At 39.6% G+C, this 21,515-nt stretch carries 18 protein-coding genes and 1 tRNA gene; 13 read left to right on the top strand and 6 right to left on the bottom strand.

Annotated features, from left to right (window positions below):
• The first annotated feature begins 110 nt into the window (after positions 1-110).
• The gene (locus tag ACTJJH_RS14305) at positions 111-1,295 is read left to right on the top strand and encodes a porin (protein ID WP_440601327.1); all 1,185 of its coding nucleotides are present in this window, start codon (positions 111-113) and stop codon (positions 1,293-1,295) included.
• 54 nt (positions 1,296-1,349) lie between these two features.
• Here ACTJJH_RS14305 and ACTJJH_RS14300 read toward each other — a convergent pair whose 3' ends face one another.
• Positions 1,350-2,330 (bottom strand): LysR family transcriptional regulator, encoded by a 981-nt coding sequence (locus ACTJJH_RS14300; protein ID WP_311082535.1) that lies wholly within the window; start codon positions 2,328-2,330, stop codon positions 1,350-1,352.
• A 103-nt stretch (positions 2,331-2,433) separates the two neighbouring features.
• On the opposite strand from ACTJJH_RS14300, the gene ACTJJH_RS14295 reads away from it, so the two are divergent.
• From ACTJJH_RS14295 to ACTJJH_RS14265, 7 genes are all read left to right on the top strand, one after another.
• Positions 2,434-3,546 (top strand): tartrate dehydrogenase, encoded by a 1,113-nt coding sequence (locus tag ACTJJH_RS14295; protein ID WP_199978223.1) that lies wholly within the window; start codon positions 2,434-2,436, stop codon positions 3,544-3,546.
• 20 nt (positions 3,547-3,566) lie between these two features.
• Positions 3,567-5,219, top strand: a complete 1,653-nt coding sequence (locus tag ACTJJH_RS14290) for a BCCT family carnitine transporter (RefSeq protein ID WP_075383853.1) — start codon at positions 3,567-3,569, stop codon at positions 5,217-5,219.
• An 11-nt stretch (positions 5,220-5,230) separates the two neighbouring features.
• Positions 5,231-6,205, top strand: a complete 975-nt coding sequence (locus tag ACTJJH_RS14285) for an alpha/beta hydrolase (RefSeq protein ID WP_440601326.1) — start codon at positions 5,231-5,233, stop codon at positions 6,203-6,205.
• A 42-nt stretch (positions 6,206-6,247) separates the two neighbouring features.
• Entirely contained in the window at positions 6,248-7,363 is a 1,116-nt protein-coding gene (gene cntA / locus ACTJJH_RS14280; protein ID WP_033848324.1) for a carnitine monooxygenase subunit alpha, read from the top strand.
• A gap of 63 nt (positions 7,364-7,426) precedes the next feature.
• A complete protein-coding gene (locus tag ACTJJH_RS14275) occupies positions 7,427-8,878 on the top strand; it encodes an NAD-dependent succinate-semialdehyde dehydrogenase (RefSeq protein WP_440601325.1) in 1,452 nt (483 codons plus the stop codon).
• Between the two features lie 47 nt (positions 8,879-8,925).
• Positions 8,926-9,882, top strand: a complete 957-nt coding sequence (gene cntB / locus ACTJJH_RS14270) for a carnitine monooxygenase, reductase subunit CntB (RefSeq protein ID WP_440601324.1) — start codon at positions 8,926-8,928, stop codon at positions 9,880-9,882.
• Positions 9,883-10,039: 157 nt separating this feature from the next.
• Positions 10,040-10,116: transfer RNA gene (locus ACTJJH_RS14265), tRNA-Met, on the top strand.
• Between the two features lie 43 nt (positions 10,117-10,159).
• Here ACTJJH_RS14265 and ACTJJH_RS14260 read toward each other — a convergent pair.
• The 5 genes from ACTJJH_RS14260 to ACTJJH_RS14240 all read right to left on the bottom strand — a co-directional run bounded on the left by ACTJJH_RS14260 (position 10,160) and on the right by ACTJJH_RS14240 (position 15,610).
• Positions 10,160-11,188 carry a hypothetical protein gene (locus ACTJJH_RS14260; RefSeq protein WP_311082543.1) on the bottom strand — a complete coding sequence of 343 codons (1,029 nt, stop codon included), beginning with the start codon at positions 11,186-11,188 and terminating at the stop codon, positions 10,160-10,162.
• A complete protein-coding gene (locus ACTJJH_RS14255) occupies positions 11,181-12,806 on the bottom strand; it encodes an NAD+ synthase (protein ID WP_311082545.1) in 1,626 nt (541 codons plus the stop codon). Before ACTJJH_RS14255 ends, ACTJJH_RS14260 begins: the two co-directional genes overlap by 8 nt.
• Before the next feature lie 385 nt (positions 12,807-13,191).
• Positions 13,192-13,752 (bottom strand): hypothetical protein, encoded by a 561-nt coding sequence (locus ACTJJH_RS14250; protein WP_440601323.1) that lies wholly within the window; start codon positions 13,750-13,752, stop codon positions 13,192-13,194.
• Positions 13,753-13,909: 157 nt separating this feature from the next.
• Positions 13,910-14,362: a protoporphyrinogen oxidase HemJ gene (gene hemJ, locus ACTJJH_RS14245; protein WP_002120291.1), complete on the bottom strand. Its 453-nt coding sequence runs from the start codon at positions 14,360-14,362 to the stop codon at positions 13,910-13,912.
• A gap of 18 nt (positions 14,363-14,380) precedes the next feature.
• A complete protein-coding gene (locus tag ACTJJH_RS14240; RefSeq protein WP_440601322.1) occupies positions 14,381-15,610 on the bottom strand; it encodes a beta-ketoacyl synthase N-terminal-like domain-containing protein in 1,230 nt (409 codons plus the stop codon).
• A gap of 300 nt (positions 15,611-15,910) precedes the next feature.
• On the opposite strand from ACTJJH_RS14240, the gene ACTJJH_RS14235 reads away from it, so the two are divergent.
• The 5 genes from ACTJJH_RS14235 to ACTJJH_RS14215 all read left to right on the top strand — a co-directional run.
• On the top strand, positions 15,911-17,230 hold the full coding sequence (locus tag ACTJJH_RS14235; protein ID WP_440601321.1) for an EcsC family protein: 1,320 nt from the start codon (positions 15,911-15,913) through the stop codon (positions 17,228-17,230).
• A 200-nt stretch (positions 17,231-17,430) separates the two neighbouring features.
• The gene (gene rpsL / locus ACTJJH_RS14230; RefSeq protein WP_002050319.1) at positions 17,431-17,805 is read left to right on the top strand and encodes a 30S ribosomal protein S12; all 375 of its coding nucleotides are present in this window, start codon (positions 17,431-17,433) and stop codon (positions 17,803-17,805) included.
• Between the two features lie 160 nt (positions 17,806-17,965).
• Entirely contained in the window at positions 17,966-18,436 is a 471-nt protein-coding gene (gene rpsG, locus ACTJJH_RS14225; protein WP_001138055.1) for a 30S ribosomal protein S7, read from the top strand.
• A gap of 177 nt (positions 18,437-18,613) precedes the next feature.
• Positions 18,614-20,752, top strand: a complete 2,139-nt coding sequence (fusA, locus tag ACTJJH_RS14220) for an elongation factor G (RefSeq protein WP_002120436.1) — start codon at positions 18,614-18,616, stop codon at positions 20,750-20,752.
• A 95-nt stretch (positions 20,753-20,847) separates the two neighbouring features.
• A partial coding sequence (locus ACTJJH_RS14215) for a GTP-binding protein (protein WP_440601320.1) occupies positions 20,848-21,515 on the top strand: 668 nt, incomplete at its 3' end.

Raw genomic sequence — 21,515 nt, 5'->3', positions numbered from 1 at the left:
TCATTTTTTGATTAAACACAGTTTGTAAAGACCGACTTTATAGTTATGGCATTGCTTGTCTAGATCAATTTCTTCATGTTCTTATAACACTTAACAAGGATGTTGAAGACATGAAAAGGTCATTATTATTTTTAGGAATTTTAAGCTTAACGGCGGGAGTAGAGGCTTCTGCGGCTGATTTAAGTTGGGGAGATCCAACTTTGGAATCGGGACAATTTAAAGTTTCTGGCGCAGTACGTTCTCGTTATTTGCATAAAGATTATGTGGTTGATGCAAATGAAGGTTCTCAAAATGATGACTGGCGATTAACTGATATTAAATTAGTGCTAGGTTATGAAAATCCAGATTGGATTGCAGGGGCAGATGCTCGTTGTTATCAATATGATCGCTTGTGTGATGCGATTTTTCTAAAAAAAGCTTGGGTAGGTTATAAATTATCTGATCAGCAGAGAATCACGGCAGGTTTGCAACCCGTTGATTTTGGCTTTGGTGAATTTTGGGGAAGTAGTTATTACGAAACGCTTTTAAATACCGTTGGTTTAGAAGATATTGATAATCTGGGGATTAAATATAAATTTGCAGATGATAAATACAATTTGACCTTAGGTTTCTATCCAACTGATGGCGGAAATTATAAGGGAACCTCAAAGGACTCAAGCAGATACAGTGGTAACTTTGTGGAAGCTGATGATTTAACCACAGGTACTAATATCGAAGAAAAGAATATGTGGATTGCTCGAGGATCTAGAAAATTTGAACTTGATAAAGCTCAAAAATTTTCGATCGAGTTAGGTGGTTCAGTTTGGTACTCTGATTTAGAAAATAAAAGAACTGATGAAGATGGGCATCGCAAATCATGGAATGTATTTGCTCAAACGCAATATCAGGCATGGCAATGGATGTTTTTAGCTGGTAAGCAAGATGTGACGAATGGGGATGATTTATTGCCAAATAGCTCAACCATTGGAGCATTTGATTATCCATATCAAGTTGCCAATAAAGGTAAATATTTGGTTAATGAAATTAACTATACCTTTGCTAAACCATTCCACAAACTTGAAAATATTAAGCCTTATATCTCTCATAGCCGCTTTTTTAAAGACGAGGATGGCTATAAAGATTCTGAACGTTTAATAGCAGGGGTTTATTTTAATTACAAAGCTATTGGTATTCAGGGTGAATACATTATGAGTAAAAATGATCCAATGGTGGGTGGTGGGGCTGATGGTCTTGCACAAGGTAGCAGTAATGATTGGGATAAATTATTTTATCTTTCAATCGGATATTATTTTTAAAATTTAAAAGCGATTTATTGCCCTAAGTGAATAGACCTCACTTAGGGCTTTTTTTCATAGAAAGACTTTTTCAGGTGGTGGTTCTCTTTTAACTGCCGGAGAAATGAGTTGTCCTCGGTTTAGGTTTTGAACATGCTGTAAACGATTGAGCAATTCGTTTTGAATAAACAAAATACAGGTTTGTAATTTAGATGAGCTTTTAAGCCGTGATGGATAAACCGCCCATATATCTGCATCTTGCCAATATTCAGGCAAAATATGCTGGAGTTGACCTGTAATCAATTCATCTGCAACATCCCAAATTGAACGGAAAATAATGCCATGACCTTCTATAGCAAGCTGATGAATAATTTCGCCGTTATTCGAAACAAAGCGTGGTTTGATATGTACTGCGACATCTTCAGAGGCATGCCTAAATTTCCATAAAACTGAAGATTGATCGCGTTCACTAATTGTCAAACAATCATGTGTTTGCAAATCTTGAATGCTGTCTGGTACGCCGTGTTTAAGTAAATAACTCGGCGCCGCACATAAAATCCGAAAATTGGAAGCTAACTTCTTCGCAATCATATTCGGTGCGATTTCATTACCAATTCTAATGTCCAAATCAATACTGTGTTGAATCAGGTCTTTGGTATTGTCGATGGTGTCAAAATGAATTTGAAGCTTTGGATAAAGCATCATTAATTTAGACAGAATCGGTGCGATATGTTTTCTGCCAAAACCAAAGCTACTAATAATATCCATACGACCCGTAGGTGTACTCAGCGGGTTATTCACCAGTTCACAAACTTCATCAAATTCTTCAAGAATATTTGAAACTCTCTCAAGAATAAGTTTGCCATCTTCCGTTAGGCTGACATGACGCGTACTGCGATGAAAAAGTTTGCAGCTCAACGTGTTTTCTAAAATATTAATTCGCTTGCTAATAAAAGCTGGCGAAGTCCCAAGTTCCTCAGCAGATTCGACAAAACTTTTTAGTTTGGCGACTGTGCAAAAAACCTTTAAATCCGATAGGTTAGGTAGATTATTCACGATCCGTGTCCATTGGAGTGATAGTTCTGTTGTTGATCATTTTTGCTTAAAACATCATGTTTAAGCCATACAAGGATATTAGTCGAAGGTGTGAAGGAAGCTTATGGCAAAAAGATATAAAGTTGCCACGATTGCAGGCGATGGCATTGGTTTAGAAGTTCTACCAGAAGGCATTAAGGTTGTAAAGGCTGCAGCAGAGAAGTACGGCATTGAGCTTCAGTTAGATGCATTTGAATGGGCAAGCTGCGATTACTACCTTGAGCACGGCAAAATGATGCCAGATGACTGGTTTGAAACTTTGCAGGGCTACGATGCAATTTATTTTGGCGCTGTAGGCTGGCCAGATAAAGTACCTGACCATATTTCACTTTGGGGGTCGTTGCTCCAGTTCCGTCGCGGTTTTGACCAATATGTGAATTTACGTCCAGTGCGCTTAATGCCGGGTGTTAAATGTCCCTTAGTAGGCAAAAAACCGGGTGATATCGACTTCTACGTGGTCCGTGAAAACAGTGAAGGTGAGTATTCAGCCATTGGTGGTAAGGCTTTTGAAGGAACAGATCGAGAGTTTGTTTTACAAGAAGCCGTATTTACACGTCATGGCGTAGATCGCATTTTGCGTTATGCATTTGAGTTTGCAAATCAGCGTGATGCGAAAAAAATTACAGCAGCGACCAAATCAAATGGTATTGCCGTCAGCATGCCGTATTGGGATGAACGCGTTGATGCGATGGCAAAACAATATCCACAAATTCAAGCCGATAAACAGCACGTTGATATTTTAGCAGCTCGTTTTGTTTTACAACCTGAACGCTTTGATGTGGTTGTTGCATCGAATTTATTTGGCGACATTCTTTCCGATTTAGGCCCTGCATGTACAGGAACTATTGGTTTGGCTGCTTCGGCAAATTTAAACCCAGAAAGAAAATTCCCATCATTGTTTGAACCTGTACATGGTTCGGCACCAGATATTTACGGTAAACAAATTGCCAATCCAATCGCTGCGATTTGGTCAGGTGCCATGATGTTCGAATTCTTTGGCGAAGAAGACGAACGTTGCATTCAAGCAGGTCAGGACATTATGCAGGCGATTGAGCATGTATTAATTAATGGGCCAAAGACAGCCGATATCGGTGGTCAGGCAAAAACTTATGAGGTAGGAGATGCAATTGCATCGTGTGTAGCCCAAATTAAAATGGACGTGTTCGCTATGGAATAACGCCATCCAAAAATGGATGTATGGATATGGATAATCAAAACACAAAAATTTATACGGATAAAGTTCTTGCCGTAACCAGTTTACTGTTTGTATTTATTTCAGTTGCTGGTTTGGCGATTTATTCGCAAGAGTCGATAAAGATTGCTGCAACATGGATGCAGTGGACGACATCGGTATTTACAACCCCAGTATTACTGTTTGCTTTTTTAGCCATTATTTTTACTTTTGGTCTAGCTTTTAGTAAATACGGCAAAATTAAACTCGGTGAAGGAAAGCCTCAATACACCACGATGTCATGGATTTTTATGTTCATCTTGTCGGGTATCGGGTCTTCTACATTGTACTGGGGCTTTTTGGACTGGGCTTACTATTATCAAACTCCGGGTTTGAGCTTACCGCCTGAGTCAGCAGAAGCATTGAAATATAGCGTGGCTTACTCGTTTTTTCACTCAGGTTTAAGTGCATGGGCAATTTATGCTTTGGCATCAATTTCTTTGTGCTACAGCTATCATGTGAGAAAAAATAAAGGCTTAAGTTTGGCATCTGTGATTGAAGCTGTGACAGGCTTTAAATCAACCGGCGTGGTTGGACGTTTAGTTGACCTTATGTTCTTGCTTTGCATGTTTGGTGCATTGACGATTTCATTAGTACTCACCGCCGTGACATTTACCAATATTTTGTCTCAACTCACAGGTATCCCAAATACCTTTATGACTAAAGTCATCATTATTTTGGCAGTTTCGGTTCTGTTTGCACTTAGTTCGTATGTAGGTATGGACAAGGGCATGCAGCGTTTAAGCCACATGGTGTGCTTAGGTGTAGTGTTATTTGCGATTTATGTACTTTGCTTTGGTCCGACTCAATTCATTTTGAATAATTCATTAATGAGTTTTGGATTAATGGCAACCAACTTTGTCGACATGAGCTTGTTTACCGACCCAATGGGTGATGGCAAGTTTACCCGTGAATGGACTGTATTTTACTGGTTGTGGTGGATTTCATATGCACCGGGTGTGGCACTGTTCGTAACGCGTGTTTCTAAAGGCCGTACTATTAAAGAGGTGATCTTTGCCATGGTAATTGGCGGTAGTGTTGGTCTTTGGTTCATCTTTGGTGTGTTTGAAAACTACAGCGTTTATAGCTTTATTCATGGGGCTGTTAATGTACCGCAAATCTTAAGCCAACAGGGTGGTGAGGTTGCAATTGGTCAATTGCTCAGCCTATTACCTGCTGGAAAGCTGATGATGTGGATTTTCCTCGGCATTATGGTGGTGTTCTTGGCAGCACATATGGATGCGGTTGGGTATGCGGTTTCAGCAACATGTACACGTGGTTTAAGTGAAGGGCAAGATCCATCGCCAAACGCACGTCTGTTCTGGTGTGTCATGCTGACTTTGGTTCCAATTGCCATGATCTTTAGTAAGGCACCTTTAGACACCATGAAAACGGCAACTATTGTGACAGCTTTACCATTCATTGTGATTATTCTGATTCAGACCTATGGCTTAGTGAAATGGTTGATTCAGGATTATGCCAAAGTCCCATCACATTTAATTGAGCAACAAGGTTATGATGATGTGGAAATTGGTTTAAACCAGACTCAAGATGAACATGCAAAACGGATGCAGCTTGAGCTTGCAAGCTCAATCAAACTGGACAGAAAAACCAGCTAGAGGGAACGGTAATGACTACATGTGAACAGACCACGTATGTTTTAAGTGAAGAAATGCAAAGCCTTGTGTATTGGAGCAGCATTTATTCACCAGCAGATGCAGATATTGACTCAGTCCGCGCGGCCTATGACGCGATGTGTCGACACTACACTTTGCCTCGTGATGGCAAGATCGAAGTAGAAGACCGAGTTGTTGCAAATGCAGAGCATCCTGTACCTGTTCGCATCTATTCACCAAAAACTAAACGACCTGAAGCTGGTTGGCCATGTGTGTTGTATTTACATGGTGGCGGTTGGATGGTGGGTGGCCTCGATTCACATGAGTTTATTACCAGTTATTTATGTCAGGACTTAAATGCAGTTGTCATTAGTGTGGATTACCGCATGGCACCAGAGCATCGCTTTCCAGCAGCTTTTGAAGATTGTTTAGCAGTTTATCAATGGCTTAAAGAGTATGGTTCTGATTGGCAGATTGATAGCGGAAATATCGTTCTAGCAGGCGATAGCGCAGGCGGTAACTTAGCAGTAGCTCTTGCAGTGCATCTACAGCATAGTGGTTTACAAGCTCAAGGTCTGGCTTTGGTTTATCCGTGTTTAACTACAGCACTTGATACACCAGCCGCACAAAAGCATGCCCATGCGCCGTTACTTACAACGGAAGATATGCATTTTTATTTAAAGGAATATGCACCGAATTCACAAGATTGGCAGGATTTACGTCTAGCACCTTTATTGGTAAATGATTTTTCAGATATGCCTATGAGTTTTGTAGCCGTTGCAGAGTATGACCCTTTAAGTGATGACGGTTATTTCCTTACCCAAAAATTGGAACAAGCAGGTATCCCTAACGAGTTCCATTTAGGCAAAGGTTTATTACATGGCAGTTTACGTCTCATGCGTGATTGCCCTGAAGTTCAACAGTTATATCAAAACATGCTGAGTGCGATACGTCGCATGTTTGGCAGTGTCGAAAAGACATCAATTTAATATCGAGTCATTTGGACGAAAAGAATTTAATGGAGTAATAACATGAGTGCAGTTGAAAAATTACCTGAAGATTTTTGCGCAAACCCAGATGTTGCATGGACTTTCCCTAAAGTTTTCTATACTTCATCGCAAGTATTTGAGCATGAGAAAGAAGCAATCTTTGCTAAAAGCTGGATTTGTGTTGCACATGGCAGTGAATTGGCACAACCGAATGACTATATTACCCGTAAAGTAATTGGTGAAAATATTGTCATCATTCGTGGTAAAGATAGTGTTTTACGTGCGTTTTATAATGTGTGTCCACATCGTGGTCACGAGCTTTTAAGTGGCAGTGGTAAAGCAAAAAATGTAATTACTTGCCCATATCATGCTTGGACTTTTAAGCTAGATGGTAGCTTAGCTTTGGCACGTAACTGTGACCATGTCGAATCTTTCGATAAAGAAAACTCAAGCATGGTGCCTTTAAAAGTTGAGGAATATGCAGGATTTGTTTTCATTAATATGGATGAAAGTGCGACATGCGTAGAAGACCAGCTTCCGGAATTTGCTGAGCGTTTAAATCAAGCATGTAGCGTAATTAAAGATTTGAAACTGGCAGCACGTTTCGTGACAGAAACGCCAGCAAACTGGAAAGTAATTGTCGATAATTATCTAGAATGTTACCACTGTGGACCAGCGCATCCTGGTTTTGCTGACTCCGTACAAGTTGATAAATATTGGCATACCACACATCAGAACTGGACATTGCAATATGGCTTTGCACGTTCATCTGAGAAGTCATTTAAGCTTGATCCATCGGTCACTGATCCTGAATTTCACGGTTTCTGGACTTGGCCTTGCACCATGTTCAACGTACCACCGGGTAGCAATTTCATGACGGTGATCTATGAGTTTCCAGTAGATGCAGAAACGACCTTGCAACATTACGATATTTACTTCACCAACGAAGAACTCACTCAAGATCAGAAAGACTTAATTGAGTGGTATCGCAATGTATTCCGTCCTGAAGATTTGAACTTGGTAGAAAGTGTACAACGTGGTTTGAAATCACGTGGTTATCGAGGCCAAGGCCGTATTATGACTGATAAGCAACGTTCAGGAATTAGTGAACATGGTATTGCTTACTTCCAACATTTAGTGGCGCAGCATCACAAATAAAACAAATGGATTTATTCAGGTGTAAAGATGACTTACACCTGACTCTTCAATTAGGAAGATGATATGTCGAGTTTACAAAGTACTGAATTATTTCAGCAACAAGCCTATATTAACGGACAATGGTTAGCTGCACAGTCGAATGCGGCGGTTCCGGTAACTAACCCTGCAACAGGCGAAGAAATTGGCACAATTCCAAATATGGGAGCGGCTGAGGCGACTCAAGCAGTTGAGGCTGCTTATACGGCTTTGCAAAGCTGGAAAGCTTTAACTGCCCAAAACCGTGCAGATATTTTATTGGCTTGGTACAAACTGGTTCTCGATCATACCGATGAACTTGCTCTCATTATGACTATTGAACAAGGAAAGCCTTTGGCAGAAGCAAAAGGTGAAGTGCGTTATGCTGCATCCTTTATTCAATGGTTTGCCGAAGAAGGCAAGCGTATTTATGGTGATGTGATTCCAACCGTAAATAACCAGCAGCGCTTTATTATTAATAAAGAACCTGTGGGGGTTGTGGCTGCTATTACGCCGTGGAATTTCCCAATTGCTATGATTACGCGTAAAGCAGCACCAGCTTTAGCAGCTGGATGTACGATAGTGATTAAGCCAGCAAATGAAACACCTTACTGTGCTTTAGCGATTGCGAAACTTGCCGAAAAAGCAGGTATTCCAGCTGGTGTAATTAATGTTGTTACCGGTAAATCTCAAGAAATTGGTTCTGTATTTACTTCGCATGAAAAAGTGAAGAAATTGACGTTTACTGGCTCAACTCCAGTAGGACGCCTACTGATGCAGCAGTGTTCAAGCACCATTAAAAAATTGGCGCTTGAGTTAGGTGGTAATGCGCCTCTGATTGTGTTTGACGATGCCGATTTAGATAAAGCTGTACAAGGCGCGATTTTTGCCAAGTTCCGTAATGCAGGCCAGACCTGTGTTTGTGCTAACCGCATTTATGTACACGACAATATTTATCAAGCTTTTGCCGAGAAGTTTGTACAAGAAGTACAAAAGTTTAAAGTCGGTAATGGACTTGAAGATGGTGTGCAAATTGGTCCATTAATTAATGAAAAAGCAGTTTTGAAAGCACAGCAGTTGATTGATGATGCAGTGAGCAAAGGCGCTAAAATTGCTTGCGGTGGTAAACAGCATGTTTTAGGGCAAACCTTTTATGAGCCGTCAGTTCTAACGAACGTTGACCGTACAATGGAAATTGTCCAAGAAGAAATTTTTGGTCCAGTTGCGCCGCTTATTCGCTTTACAGATGAAGCAGACGTCGTTTCTCAAGCAAATGACACGATCTTCGGTTTGGCTGCGTATGTTTATAGCGAAAATATTTCACGTTTATGGCGAGTGTCAGAACAGCTTGAATATGGAATGGTCGGTATGAATGCCACAGCAATTTCAAATGAAGTTGTACCATTTGGTGGTGTGAAACAATCAGGTGTTGGGCGTGAAGGCTCAAAATATGGTCTTGAAGAATTCATGACCATTAAATACATGTGTTTAGGGCTTTAAGGATAAGCGCTAACAACAAAAATATGCGGTAAAAGAAGGATTCTAATATGGCGAGTCATTATGAAATGTTCCCAGCGGTTGTTACTCGTGTGGAACAGCTAACCCCTTTAATCAAACGGTTTACGTTCAAACGTCAAGATGGGCAGAACTTTCCTCGATTTAGTGGGGGAAGCCATATTATTGTCAAAATGAATGAACAGCTTTCAAATGCATATTCATTGATGAGCTGTACGCAAGATTTATCAACTTACCAAGTCTGTGTTCGTAAAGATGTGGAAGGTAAGGGTGGTTCAGTGTTTATGCATGATCAGTGTGATGAAGGCTGTGAAATTCAGATTTCAGAACCAAAAAATTTATTTCCATTAGCTGAAACAGGCAATAAACATATTTTAATTGCAGGTGGAATTGGTATTACACCATTCTTGCCTCAAATGGACGAGCTTGCAGCACGTGGTGCAGATTTTGAGCTACATTATGCTTACCGCTCACCTGAACATGCGGCTTTGTTAGATGAGTTAAAGCAGAAACATGCAGAACATGTGTTTAATTATGTTGACTCAGAAGGTTGCTCATTAAAGCTGGATGAATTGATTTCATCACAACCTAAAGGCACACATGTGTATGTTTGTGGGCCGAAACCCATGATTGATGCTGTGATTGATTGCTGTAATAAGCACCGTTACCGCGATGAGTACATTCACTGGGAACAATTCGCTTCAGCAGTTCCTGAAGATGGGGAAGCATTTACGGTTGTACTAGCCAAGTCTAATCAGGAAATTGAAGTACAAAGTAATCAGACGATTTTACAAGCTATTGAAACATTAAATATTGATGTGGAATGCTTATGTCGCGAAGGCGTATGCGGTACATGTGAAACTGCTATTTTAGAAGGCGAAGCAGATCACTTTGATCAATACTTAAGTGATGCAGAAAAGGCTTCACAGAAGAGCATGATGATTTGTGTGTCGAGAGCTAAAGGTAAAAAACTAATATTAGATCTTTAATATATTTCTGTGGCCGATCAATTATTTAAAGCAAAAAAATGCTAAAAAAAGAACAAATAATGATGATCTGAATCTTATTTGTTCAATTGATGGGCATTAAGGGTTTTTACCTATTGACCTGCTATACAGAACTATAGATAATGCGCACACAGTTTACGGCTATGTAGCTCAGTTGGTTAGAGCACCGCACTCATAATGCGGGGGTCACAAGTTCAAGTCTCGTCATAGCCACCATTTTAAAAACCACGCTCCTGCGTGGTTTCTTTTTATCTATTTTTTACTCATTAAAATGTTTTTCAATCATATCGAGTGTTTTTGAGCTTTGATAAAAGGGAGCTAAAAGCGCTTGAAGTAAAGGTTCTAAAATACCGTGCTCATTAAAGGCATCCATAACCTTCGGATAAAAACGTAAAGCTTCTGTTTGTAAGTCGTTTTCGGTTAATCCAATCTCACTTAATACTTCAAATAAACTCTGATCTTTATAAAAGTCATAAAAAACTTCGACACCATACAAAATCAGATCTTGCATAAATTCTGATTGACGTAATTCTTTCCAGTATTCGTAAATTAAAACAAAGAACTCTTCAACATCGAGAGGAGTGAGTTGTTTCATAAACTCATACATTTTTTTATGTCTGATATCTTCCCAAACATGACGCACTAGACTTTCTAAATCTTCACTCGATAAAAGACTTAATTCTGTAAGTTGCTCGTGAATAAAACTGGCAATCCAGGTTTCAAGTTTATGCTCAAGACGTTGCTGCTGCAAAAAGGAAAATTTTTTGAGTTTATGTTGCCATTCAAAATGATAGTCATCCACTCTAGAGGCAGTTAGAAGTTTTGGTAATTTTTGTTCTAGAGTCGAGGTTGCAATATATTGGCAAAGCTGTTGTACAGAAGGGCTAGTTCTTAAAAACTGATTGAGATAATGAGGAATATGTTCCATTTCTAAAAATTTAGAAAGCCACATTTCAAATTGGTGGTCAGAGACCAAGTCTTGTAACTGAATTGGAGACTTCATAGCAGATAAATAAATACGCTGCGCGATTTCCCCAATAAACTCAAGTAAACCAGCACCTAGCTGCATTTCAAAAGCATAGCGTTTCACAACGGCTTGTAGTTGCTCTAAATCAACAACCTCATGTAGCTTGATTTCGTCAGCATGTTGCATAAACAACTGAATGAACTGCTGGAAATAGATAGGTGAGTTTTCTATAGATAATTGTTTTTTGAAAAATTCCACTTGCTCAAGCAAAAGTGCTTGAGCAAGTGCTGTAGTTTTTGATGAGTTTTTCTGCTCAGTCATTCGCTGTCCAACCGTTGACAATCGGATAACGTCGTTCGCGACTAAATGCACGAGAGGTAATTCTCGGGCCAATCGCACCTTGACGACGTTTGTATTCATTACGATCAACTAAACGGATGACTTTTTCAACAACTTCTTTATCAAAACCTTTGGCAATAATATCGGCCTGACCTAAATCTTCTTCAATGTATGCGTAAAGGATGGCATCTAACACATCATATGCTGGTAAAGAGTCTTGGTCTTTTTGATCTGGGCGAAGTTCTGCTGAAGGTGGGCGGGTAATCACACGCTCAGGAATCACAGGAGTTTCGCTTAAGCTGTTACGGTATTTTGCTAATTCAAACACGATAGTTTTATAAACATCTTTTAGAACAGCAAAGCCACCAACCATATCGCCATAAAGCGTACAGTAGCCAACTGAAAGTTCAGATTTATTCCCTGTAGCAAGGACTAAATTACCAAACTTGTTTGATAAGCCCATAAGCAATGTGCCACGAGCACGCGCTTGTAAATTTTCTTCAGTTGCATCAGCTGGTGAATTACCAAAGAAAGGATACAGGGTTTGCATGAAGCTATTTACGATTGAGTGAATTTCAGCAATACCGAAAGTCACACCCATACGGCGAGCTTGTTCAGCCGCATCTTCTACACTAATTTGAGAAGTGTAAGTATAAGGCATCATTACAGCTTGCACTTTTTCTGCACCGATTGCATCCACAGCAATCGCAAGTGTAAGGGCAGAGTCGATACCACCAGAAAGACCCAGAATCACACCTGGGAAGCCCGAGCGCTCTACATAGTCACGAGTTGCCATGACTAAACCTTGATAGATTTCTGCAAATGTTTCTAATGCAGGAGCAGATTCAGTGACTTTATATAACTTTGTATCACGGTCAAATTCAGCAATATAAATGTCTTCTTTAAAGCTTGCTGCTTGTAAAGCAATTTCACCATTTTGATTGCTGACAAAACTTGTACCATCAAAAATTAAATCGTCTTGTCCGCCCACTTGGTTAACGTAAACAATATTTAGATGAAGTTGTTTTGCAAGTTCACTTAAGGTCTGTATACGGTGTTGTGGTTTGCCGACTTCATATGGTGATGAGTTGAGTACAAGAGCAGTATCAACATTTAATTGGCTCAACTGTTTGACCGTATTAATTGACCAGATATCTTCACAAATTAATACACCAAACTTATGCCCAAGATATTCAAACACCAAATGCTGATGGCCTTTTTGGAAATAACGTTTTTCATCAAAGACGCCATAGTTTGGTAAATTATGTTTATTAAAAACACCCAAAACTTGACCGTCTTTCATGACAGCAGCAGAATTGTAACGTTGACCATCTTCTGTCTGGTTCACAAATCCGAAAACCATAACAATATCTTTAACTTCGGCAAGTTGTGCAAAAGCCTTTTGCATACGTTTATTTAAATTTGGACGTAACAATAGATCTTCAGCTGGATAACCAATAACAGAAAGCTCGGGAAAAATAATCAGGTCAGCGTCTTGTTTTTTCGCCTGATTTACTTGCTCAATCATCTTTTGGGTGTTTGAGTCAATATTGCCAATATGCGGAGAAAACTGAGCAAGGGCAACTTTAAAACTTTTCATTCAAACCTAATCCTAGATCATAACGAATATAGATACACACAGTGTTGATTTTTATGAATATAATTTTTCAACGATGTGTATGATACGATAGTAAACAATTAAAATAGTAAACAAAAATGTCAAGATCAATAATATATACCAATCCCATATTTTCTGCGTAAAAATAACGAGATTTTCTGTATAGAATAGAAACAGGCTTCATTATTTTTATTGTTTGTATACTGCCTTATCACAAGCTAATTTGGAATAAGTCTGTTCTATTTTTTTCAATAATTTGAATTGAATAAGCGCAATTTTATAGTTTAGATAAGTATTTCTGATTTATAAGAATTCTCATTTACATTACGCAAAAAATGTTACGTTCAAAGCGAGATTGATTATTTAGTTACAAATGAAGTTGAGGTGAACAGATAATATTTGGGATTTTTCCAGAGCAAATATCGCGCGCAATTTCGCCTTGCTGTTCAATATTATACGTACTAAATGCCTTGTCAGGGTGGTAGGTATATTTGTAGGGATTGTAACTTTTAAAGCTGAGGTAATAGGCTGATTGTAATAAAGCACCTTTAAAGAGTACATGAATGCCTTTTTGATATTGCATGACGTGTGTGAGTTCGTGAATAAAAATACCTTGCATAAACTTAGATTCTAAAGCGTAATTTTCACTGTAATCAGCAGTATTGACATAAATATTCCCATTTGGGGCCATGAAAATACCGCAACTCTGCCAAGGGAGGTAGCGCGTAGCAATAATTTTAGGCCGTTCACAATCAAGCATGTCGCCGAAAACCATTTGTGCTAATAATTTTTCGTGAGCAGTCAGATGTCTAATCGGATAGTTTTTTAAGTGACGGAAAATAAAAAGTGTAAGAAGAATAAATGGTGTATGGATTAAGCGTTTAAGGGCATTAAAAGTTAGCATAGCTTTGCCATTAAATGAGTTCATCTATTTGTTTAGCATAGTATAGATCATGTGTTGCTAAATAAAGAGCTATGACTATTCATTAGTTTTATAGTTCTGTTTTTATAAATATTTAAATGAATTTTATGTTTTTATTATTGTGAATATAAGACTTCTTAGAGAAGAAAAGCAAAAGCCCCAGTTAGAACTGAGGCTTTACAACAACTAAAATCACAACAGCAAATAAAATTAAGGTTGGCATTTCATTAAAAAAGCGCCAGAACTTATGTGATTTATAGTGAGCATTTCCGATGAGCTTTTTACGATAATAGCCACATACCAAATGATAAATCACTAATAAAGCCACTAATCCAACTTTGAGGTAAAACCAAGTCGCTTGATGGTAATGTCGAGTTGCATCACCCCACTCTACAAGGAAATGGGCGGTAATTAATGTAGCAATCATCGAAGGCCACATGATTCCACGATACAACTTGCGTTCCATTACCTCAAAGCGTTGATGACTTGCAGCATCTTCACTCATAGCATGATAAACATATAGACGTGGTAAGTAGAACAAAGCAGCGAACCAGCAAACCACGGCAATAATATGTAATGCTTTTACCCACAAAAAAGCATCAGAAGGTGCATCCATCGATAATCCTAGGTGGGATTATGCATCCCACTTCTTGAAAATAAGGCAAGCGTTAACACCGCCAAAGCCAAAACTGTTACTCATTACAGTATTCAATTTTGCATCACGTTTTTCAAGTACGATATCAAAAGGTTTTGCGCCTTCATCAAGTTCAGTCACGTTGATATTTGGTGCAATAAAGTCATTTTGCATCATTAGCACAGAGTAAATAGCTTCTTGTACACCAGCCGCACCCAAGCTATGACCTGTCATAGATTTGGTTGAGCTAAGAGGAGGTACGTTACCTTCACCAAATGCACGTTCCATTGCTTTAAGTTCTGTAATGTCACCCGCTGGAGTAGAAGTACCATGTGTATTTACATAGTCAATTTTCTCTACGCCATGTTGCTTAGCTTCTTCAAGTGCCATTAATACACAACGTGTAGCACCTTCACCACTTGGAGCAACCATGTCCGCGCCATCACTGTTCGCAGCATAACCTACTACTTCAGCTAAAATGTTCGCACCACGTGCTTGCGCGTGCTCAAGTGATTCAAGTACTACGAAACCACCACCGCCAGCAATAACGAAGCCGTCACGGTCTGCTGAATATGGGCGAGATGCTGTTTCTGGAGAGTCGTTATATTTCGAGCAAAGTGCGCCCATTGCATCAAACAATAAACTTTGAGACCAGTGATCTTCTTCACCGCCACCAGCAAGCATGAGGTCTTGTTTGCCAAGTTGAATTAAGTTGTACGCATAACCAATTGCATCTGCAGAAGTTGCGCAAGCACTTGTAATAGTATGTGAAATACCTTGTAGTTTAAATGCAACACCTACGTTTGCAGTAATGGTGTTTGACATGTTACGTGGTACGAAGAATGGACCCACTTTACGTGCGCCTTTAGTCTCTAATAATTCTGTCATTTCAACAACAGAAGCAGTTGAGCCACCACCTGAACCACCTGCAATACCATAACGTGGATTACCAGCAAGTTGTTCAGGAGTAAGGCCTGCATGTTCAACTGCAGCTACAGCAGCGTTGTATGCATACATCGCACATACGCCCATGAAGCGTTTTAATTTACGGTCGATATTATCAAAGTCTTGTTCTGCAGCAGCGCTGACATGACTTTTAAAATTGAGTTCAGCATAAGTTGGGTTAAAACGTGTCCCGGAGATTCCATTTTGAAGTGAATGAGTAACTGTTTCTAAAGAGTTACCGATACATGAGTTAATACCCATACCAGTGATTACAACACGTTTCATCTACAGGTCCCTTTATGGTGATATTTAAGAGTCTATCGTGTTCAACAGCTATGAAAATGAATAGGAGAATATAGCTGTAAGAAAACGGGACTCATGTTTTTCGTTGTTAACATGATAGCAGAAAGGATTTTTATTTCTTATGGCAAATCTTTATGACAATTTTACATTTAAAAAAAATAACCAAATACATAGTATGTTGCATTTGGGGTTAACTAAAATACACACATTCAAGTTGAGATAAATCCACATTCCACCTAGTATTTATCTCTAATTAGATAAATTAAAAAATCGAGGTACTTGATGACAAAATTTAATAATAATCAATCTGACAATTTGTTTTCTCAGGTCTTCGGAGTGGCTAAAAAGCTCAGTTCTACAGGATTGAGTATCTTGCAACAGAACCAATCAGGTGACGTCAGTAAGGTAATTGAACCAATCCCAACTGGAAAAACTGTTGAAGGTAGATCGAGAACAAAAAGCCCATTTGAAGTTGAGCAATATGAAAGTCCTCAACAAATGCTAAGAGAACATTTACCAAAAGTCACACGTCAGGTATTTGGTCGACATTTTAAAAAAGTAAATGGTGTTGCTACATTTCTTTCGCCAGATTGGGATGAAAAAATCTCAGGCCATTTATTTAATTGGTTAAATGACTTTAGTTCAAAAAGTACCTTAACTGAAAAAATCCTAGAAGAAGCGGGTGCTAAAGATTTATTTGAATTAACTAAAGATACAGGTCGTTCTCAACGTCTAAGTCAGGCGCTTATAGAACAAAACAAGCTCATTGCGACTGTACAAGGTGCAATTACAGGTGTATCAGGCGTGGTCGGTGCAGCTGTAGATATTCCAGTTTCATTGGTTTTAGTTTTAAGAACTATTTACCAGACAGGAAGATCACATGGCTTTGATTTGCTCGAGGTGGCAGACCAAGATGTTGTTGAGTTTATTTTTAAAGAAGTTGACATTAGCCTGATTGCAGAGAAACAAACTCTCTTGTTGGCTTTAAAAACATTGCGGAATATGTTGGAAACTCAAGATATTCATCAATTTCAGCAAGTATTAGGTTCAACCACAGATATAGATACTTTAAAGAACTGGTTAACAGATGAAGAAGGGGAGTTTAAATGGGAATGGTTAAATCGTATTCCTAAACTTTCAGCTTTTGGTAAGTTTACCCCAGTTGCAGGCGCTGTTTTAAGTGCAGTATATAGCTGGAAATTACAAGAAGATGTAGGACATAAAGCTCAGGCAATTTTTGGAGCTGCAAGACATTATTTAAACGAACATCCAAGTGAGCATTTATCTCCACTACAGGCTTATTATGCTGCGGTTACACTCATTCAAAAAGCAAGCCCAAGACTTTTAAATGTAGGCGAAGATGGCAATATTCATGCTGCTCATCATCATAAAGTAGAAAATCACGAGGTAATCTCGAAAGTATCTATTGTGTTAAAACCTACAGAAAACGAAAAAAGTGAAGAGAAAGTTCAGGAAAATGTTCATAAGGGCTTAGAAAAACTTGCTGATAAACATGTGACAGAACATGAGCATACTGAACAAAAGCCTGCTCTAACTCCAGAGGATGATGACGAGATATTGGAAGATAAAAAATACTCTTAACAATACGCTTACAAAGTGAAGGTTTAAAAAGTAAAAATAACCTCTATTTAAATTTGTAAATCGTGCTGTCAAACATTGATATGGTCAACATTTGGTAAGTATTGCCGTGTTGACCATTTTTGCATCTTGGCTTACAATTATGTGCCCTTAAAAAGAGGTATTTTCTTTTTAAGGTTTTTTAATAACGGGAGAATTGCCATATGGCAACAACGAATCAGTTGATCCGTAAGGGTCGTACGACTTTGGTTGAAAAATCCAAAGTTCCTGCGTTGAAGGCTTGTCCACAACGTCGTGGTGTTTGTACACGTGTTTATACAACTACACCTAAAAAACCTAACTCAGCTATGCGTAAGGTTTGCCGTGTTCGCTTAACTTCAGGTTTTGAAGTATCTAGCTACATCGGTGGTGAAGGTCATAACTTACAAGAGCACAGTGTTGTTCTTATCCGTGGTGGTCGTGTTAAAGACTTACCGGGTGTACGTTACCATACCGTTCGTGGTTCATTAGACTGTGCTGGTGTTAAAGATCGTAATCAATCACGTTCTAAATACGGTACTAAGCGTCCTAAGAAGTAATTCTAGGAAACTAGTCGAATAAGCCCTTTAGCGTTTCGCTTGTTTGAATTCTTCATAGATTTGTAATTCAAGCGACGTATAGTAAGGCCAGCGTCGTGTACATGACACTTGTACAAACTGCTGGATCATCCTGAAGTGTCATATTATTAGGTGTATTAAAATGCCAAGACGTCGCGTAGTCGCTGCTCGTGAGATCCTTCCAGATCCAAAATTTAGCAGCCAAACAATCGCTAAATTCATGAACCACGTAATGCAAGATGGTAAAAAATCTATTGCAGAAAGTATCGTTTACGGTGCTTTAGAACGCGTTCAAGAAAAAAACAAAGTAGACCCAGTTGAATTTTTCGAGACTACTCTTGAAAAAGTTCGTCCTATGGTTGAAGTAAAAGCACGCCGTGTTGGTGGTGCTACTTATCAAGTACCTATGGAAGTACGCCCATCCCGTCGTACTGCCTTAGCTATGCGTTGGTTAGTAGATGCTGCTGCTAAGCGTTCTGAAAAAACGATGGCTTTACGTCTTGCTGGTGAGTTGCTTGATGCAGCTGAAGGTAAAGGTGCAGCAATCAAAAAACGTGAAGATGTGCACCGTATGGCTGAAGCTAACAAAGCCTTCTCTCACTACCGTTTCTAAGCGGATAAAACAGGCCTTATTCAGGAGAATATTCATGCGTACAGCAGCTCGATTCAACATTGCTCTCTATCAAAGTGGGGGCTTTGCAGGTATTTAAGTTGCCTGTTTGGATATTCGCGCGCATCAATTTAATTGGTGCGTCCTGTTTTAAATATAACATTTAGGAATGTAGACATCATGGCTCGCCAAACCCCAATTACTCGTTACCGTAACATCGGTATTTCTGCGCACATTGACGCAGGTAAAACAACTACAACTGAACGTATTTTGTTCTACACAGGTGTATCTCACAAAATTGGTGAAGTACACGACGGTGCAGCAACAATGGACTGGATGGAACAAGAGCAAGAGCGTGGTATTACAATTACCTCTGCTGCTACGACTTGTTTCTGGTCTGGTATGGGTAACCAATTCGAACAACACCGTATCAACGTAATTGACACCCCGGGACACGTAGACTTCACAATCGAAGTTGAACGTTCTATGCGTGTTCTTGACGGTGCGTGCATGGTTTACTGTGCTGTAGGTGGTGTACAACCTCAGTCTGAAACTGTATGGCGTCAAGCGAACAAATATAAAGTGCCTCGTTTAGCATTCGTGAACAAGATGGACCGTACTGGTGCAAACTTCTTCCGTGCTGTTGAGCAAGTTAAAACTCGTTTAGGTGGTAATCCTGTTCCTATCGTTGTGCCAATTGGTGCTGAAGATACATTCCAGGGTGTTGTTGACCTTATCGAAATGAAAGCGATTATCTGGGATGAAGCATCTCAAGGTATGAAGTTTGAATATGCTGATATCCCAGCTGACCTAGTTGATACGTCTAACGAATGGCGTACAAAAATGGTTGAAGCTGCGGCTGAAGCTTCTGAAGAATTAATGGACAAGTACCTAGAAGAAGGTGATCTTTCTAAAGAAGACATCATCGCTGGTTTACGTGCTCGTACATTAGCTTCTGAAATTCAAGTAATGCTTTGTGGTTCTGCGTTCAAGAACAAAGGTGTTCAACGTATGTTGGATGCTGTAATTGAATTCTTACCATCACCTACAGAAGTTAAAGCGATCGAAGGTATCCTTGACGACAAAGACGAAACTAAAGCGTCTCGTGAAGCATCTGACGAAGCTCCGTTCTCTGCGCTTGCGTTCAAAATCATGAACGACAAATTCGTAGGTAACTTAACATTCGTACGTGTTTACTCTGGTGTTCTTAAACAAGGTGATCCGGTTTATAACCCAGTTAAAGCTAAGCGTGAACGTATCGGTCGTATCGTGCAAATGCATGCGAACGAACGCCAAGATCTTGATGAAATCCGTGCAGGTGATATCGCAGCGTGTGTAGGTCTTAAAGACGTTACAACTGGTGATACATTATGTGATGAGAAAAACATCATTACTCTTGAGCGTATGGAATTCCCAGAGCCAGTAATTTCATTGGCTGTTGAACCAAAAACTAAAGCAGACCAAGAAAAAATGTCTATCGCTTTAGGTCGTTTGGCTAAAGAAGATCCATCGTTCCGTGTTCGTACAGACGAAGAATCTGGTCAGACAATTATTGCTGGTATGGGTGAACTTCACCTTGACATCATTGTTGACCGTATGAAGCGTGAATTCGGTGTTGAAGCTAACATTGGTAAACCAATGGTTGCTTACCGTGAAACGATCAAAAAGTCTGTTGAACAAGAAGGTAAGTTCGTACGTCAAACTGGTGGTAAAGGTAAGTTTGGTCACGTATATGTACGTCTTGAACCGCTTGATGTTGAAGAAGCTGGTAAAGAATACCAATTCGTTGAAGAAGTTGTTGGTGGTGTAGTACCTAAAGAATTCTTTGGCGCGGTTGACAAAGGTATTCAAGAACGTATGAAGAATGGTGTATTGGCTGGTTACCCTGTTGTTGGTATTAAAGCGACATTATTCGACGGTTCTTACCATGACGTCGACTCTGACGAATTATCGTTCAAAATGGCAGGTTCTTATGCCTTCCGTGATGGTTTCATGAAAGCGGATCCTATCCTTCTTGAACCTATCATGAAAGTTGAAGTAGAAACTCCAGAAGACTACATGGGCGATATCATGGGTGACTTAAACCGTCGTCGTGGTATGGTTCAAGGTATGGACGATCTTCCTGGTGGAACAAAAGCAATTCGTGCAGAAGTTCCTCTTGCTGAGATGTTTGGTTACGCGACTCAAATGCGTTCTATGTCTCAAGGTCGTGCGACTTACTCTATGGAATTTGCTAAATATGCTGAAACTCCACGTAACGTGGCTGAAGGCATCATCGCTAAATTCCAAGCTGGCGGTAAAAAAGGTGACGACGAGTAATCTTTCGATTACTATAAGCCCAAACTAATTTCTTAGTTAAAAACCAAGTGCTCATGGGGTGACCCTCCATGAGTAGTTTATAAAGGAAGATCATCATGGCTAAAGCCAAGTTTGAACGTAATAAGCCACACGTAAACGTGGGCACAATCGGTCACGTTGACCATGGTAAAACAACTTTAACTGCTGCGATTGCAACAATTTGTGCAAAAACTTACGGCGGTGAAGCGAAAGATTACTCACAAATCGACTCAGCACCTGAAGAAAAAGCACGTGGTATTACAATTAATACTTCACACGTAGAATACGATTCTCCAATTCGTCACTACGCGCATGTTGACTGCCCGGGCCACGCCGATTACGTTAAAAACATGATTACTGGTGCTGCTCAGATGGACGGCGCGATCCTTGTGTGTGCTGCGACTGACGGTCCAATGCCACAAACTCGTGAACACATCCTTCTTTCTCGTCAGGTTGGTGTACCTTACATCATCGTATTCTTAAACAAGTGTGACCTTGTTGATGATGAAGAATTACTTGAATTAGTAGAGATGGAAGTTCGTGAACTTCTTTCTACTTATGACTTCCCTGGTGATGACACTCCAGTTATCCGTGGTTCTGCGCTTAAAGCGTTGGAAGGCGATGCTGGTCAATATGGTGAGTCTTCAGTTCTTGCTCTTGTTGAAGCGCTTGACTCTTACATCCCAGAACCAGAACGTGCTATCGACAAAGCATTCTTAATGCCAATCGAAGACGTATTCTCAAT

This window comes from Acinetobacter sp. 22301 (genome assembly GCF_052045285.1).
Lineage (GTDB): Bacteria > Pseudomonadota > Gammaproteobacteria > Pseudomonadales > Moraxellaceae > Acinetobacter > Acinetobacter pittii.
This window is presented reverse-complemented; position numbering and strand designations above follow the sequence as displayed.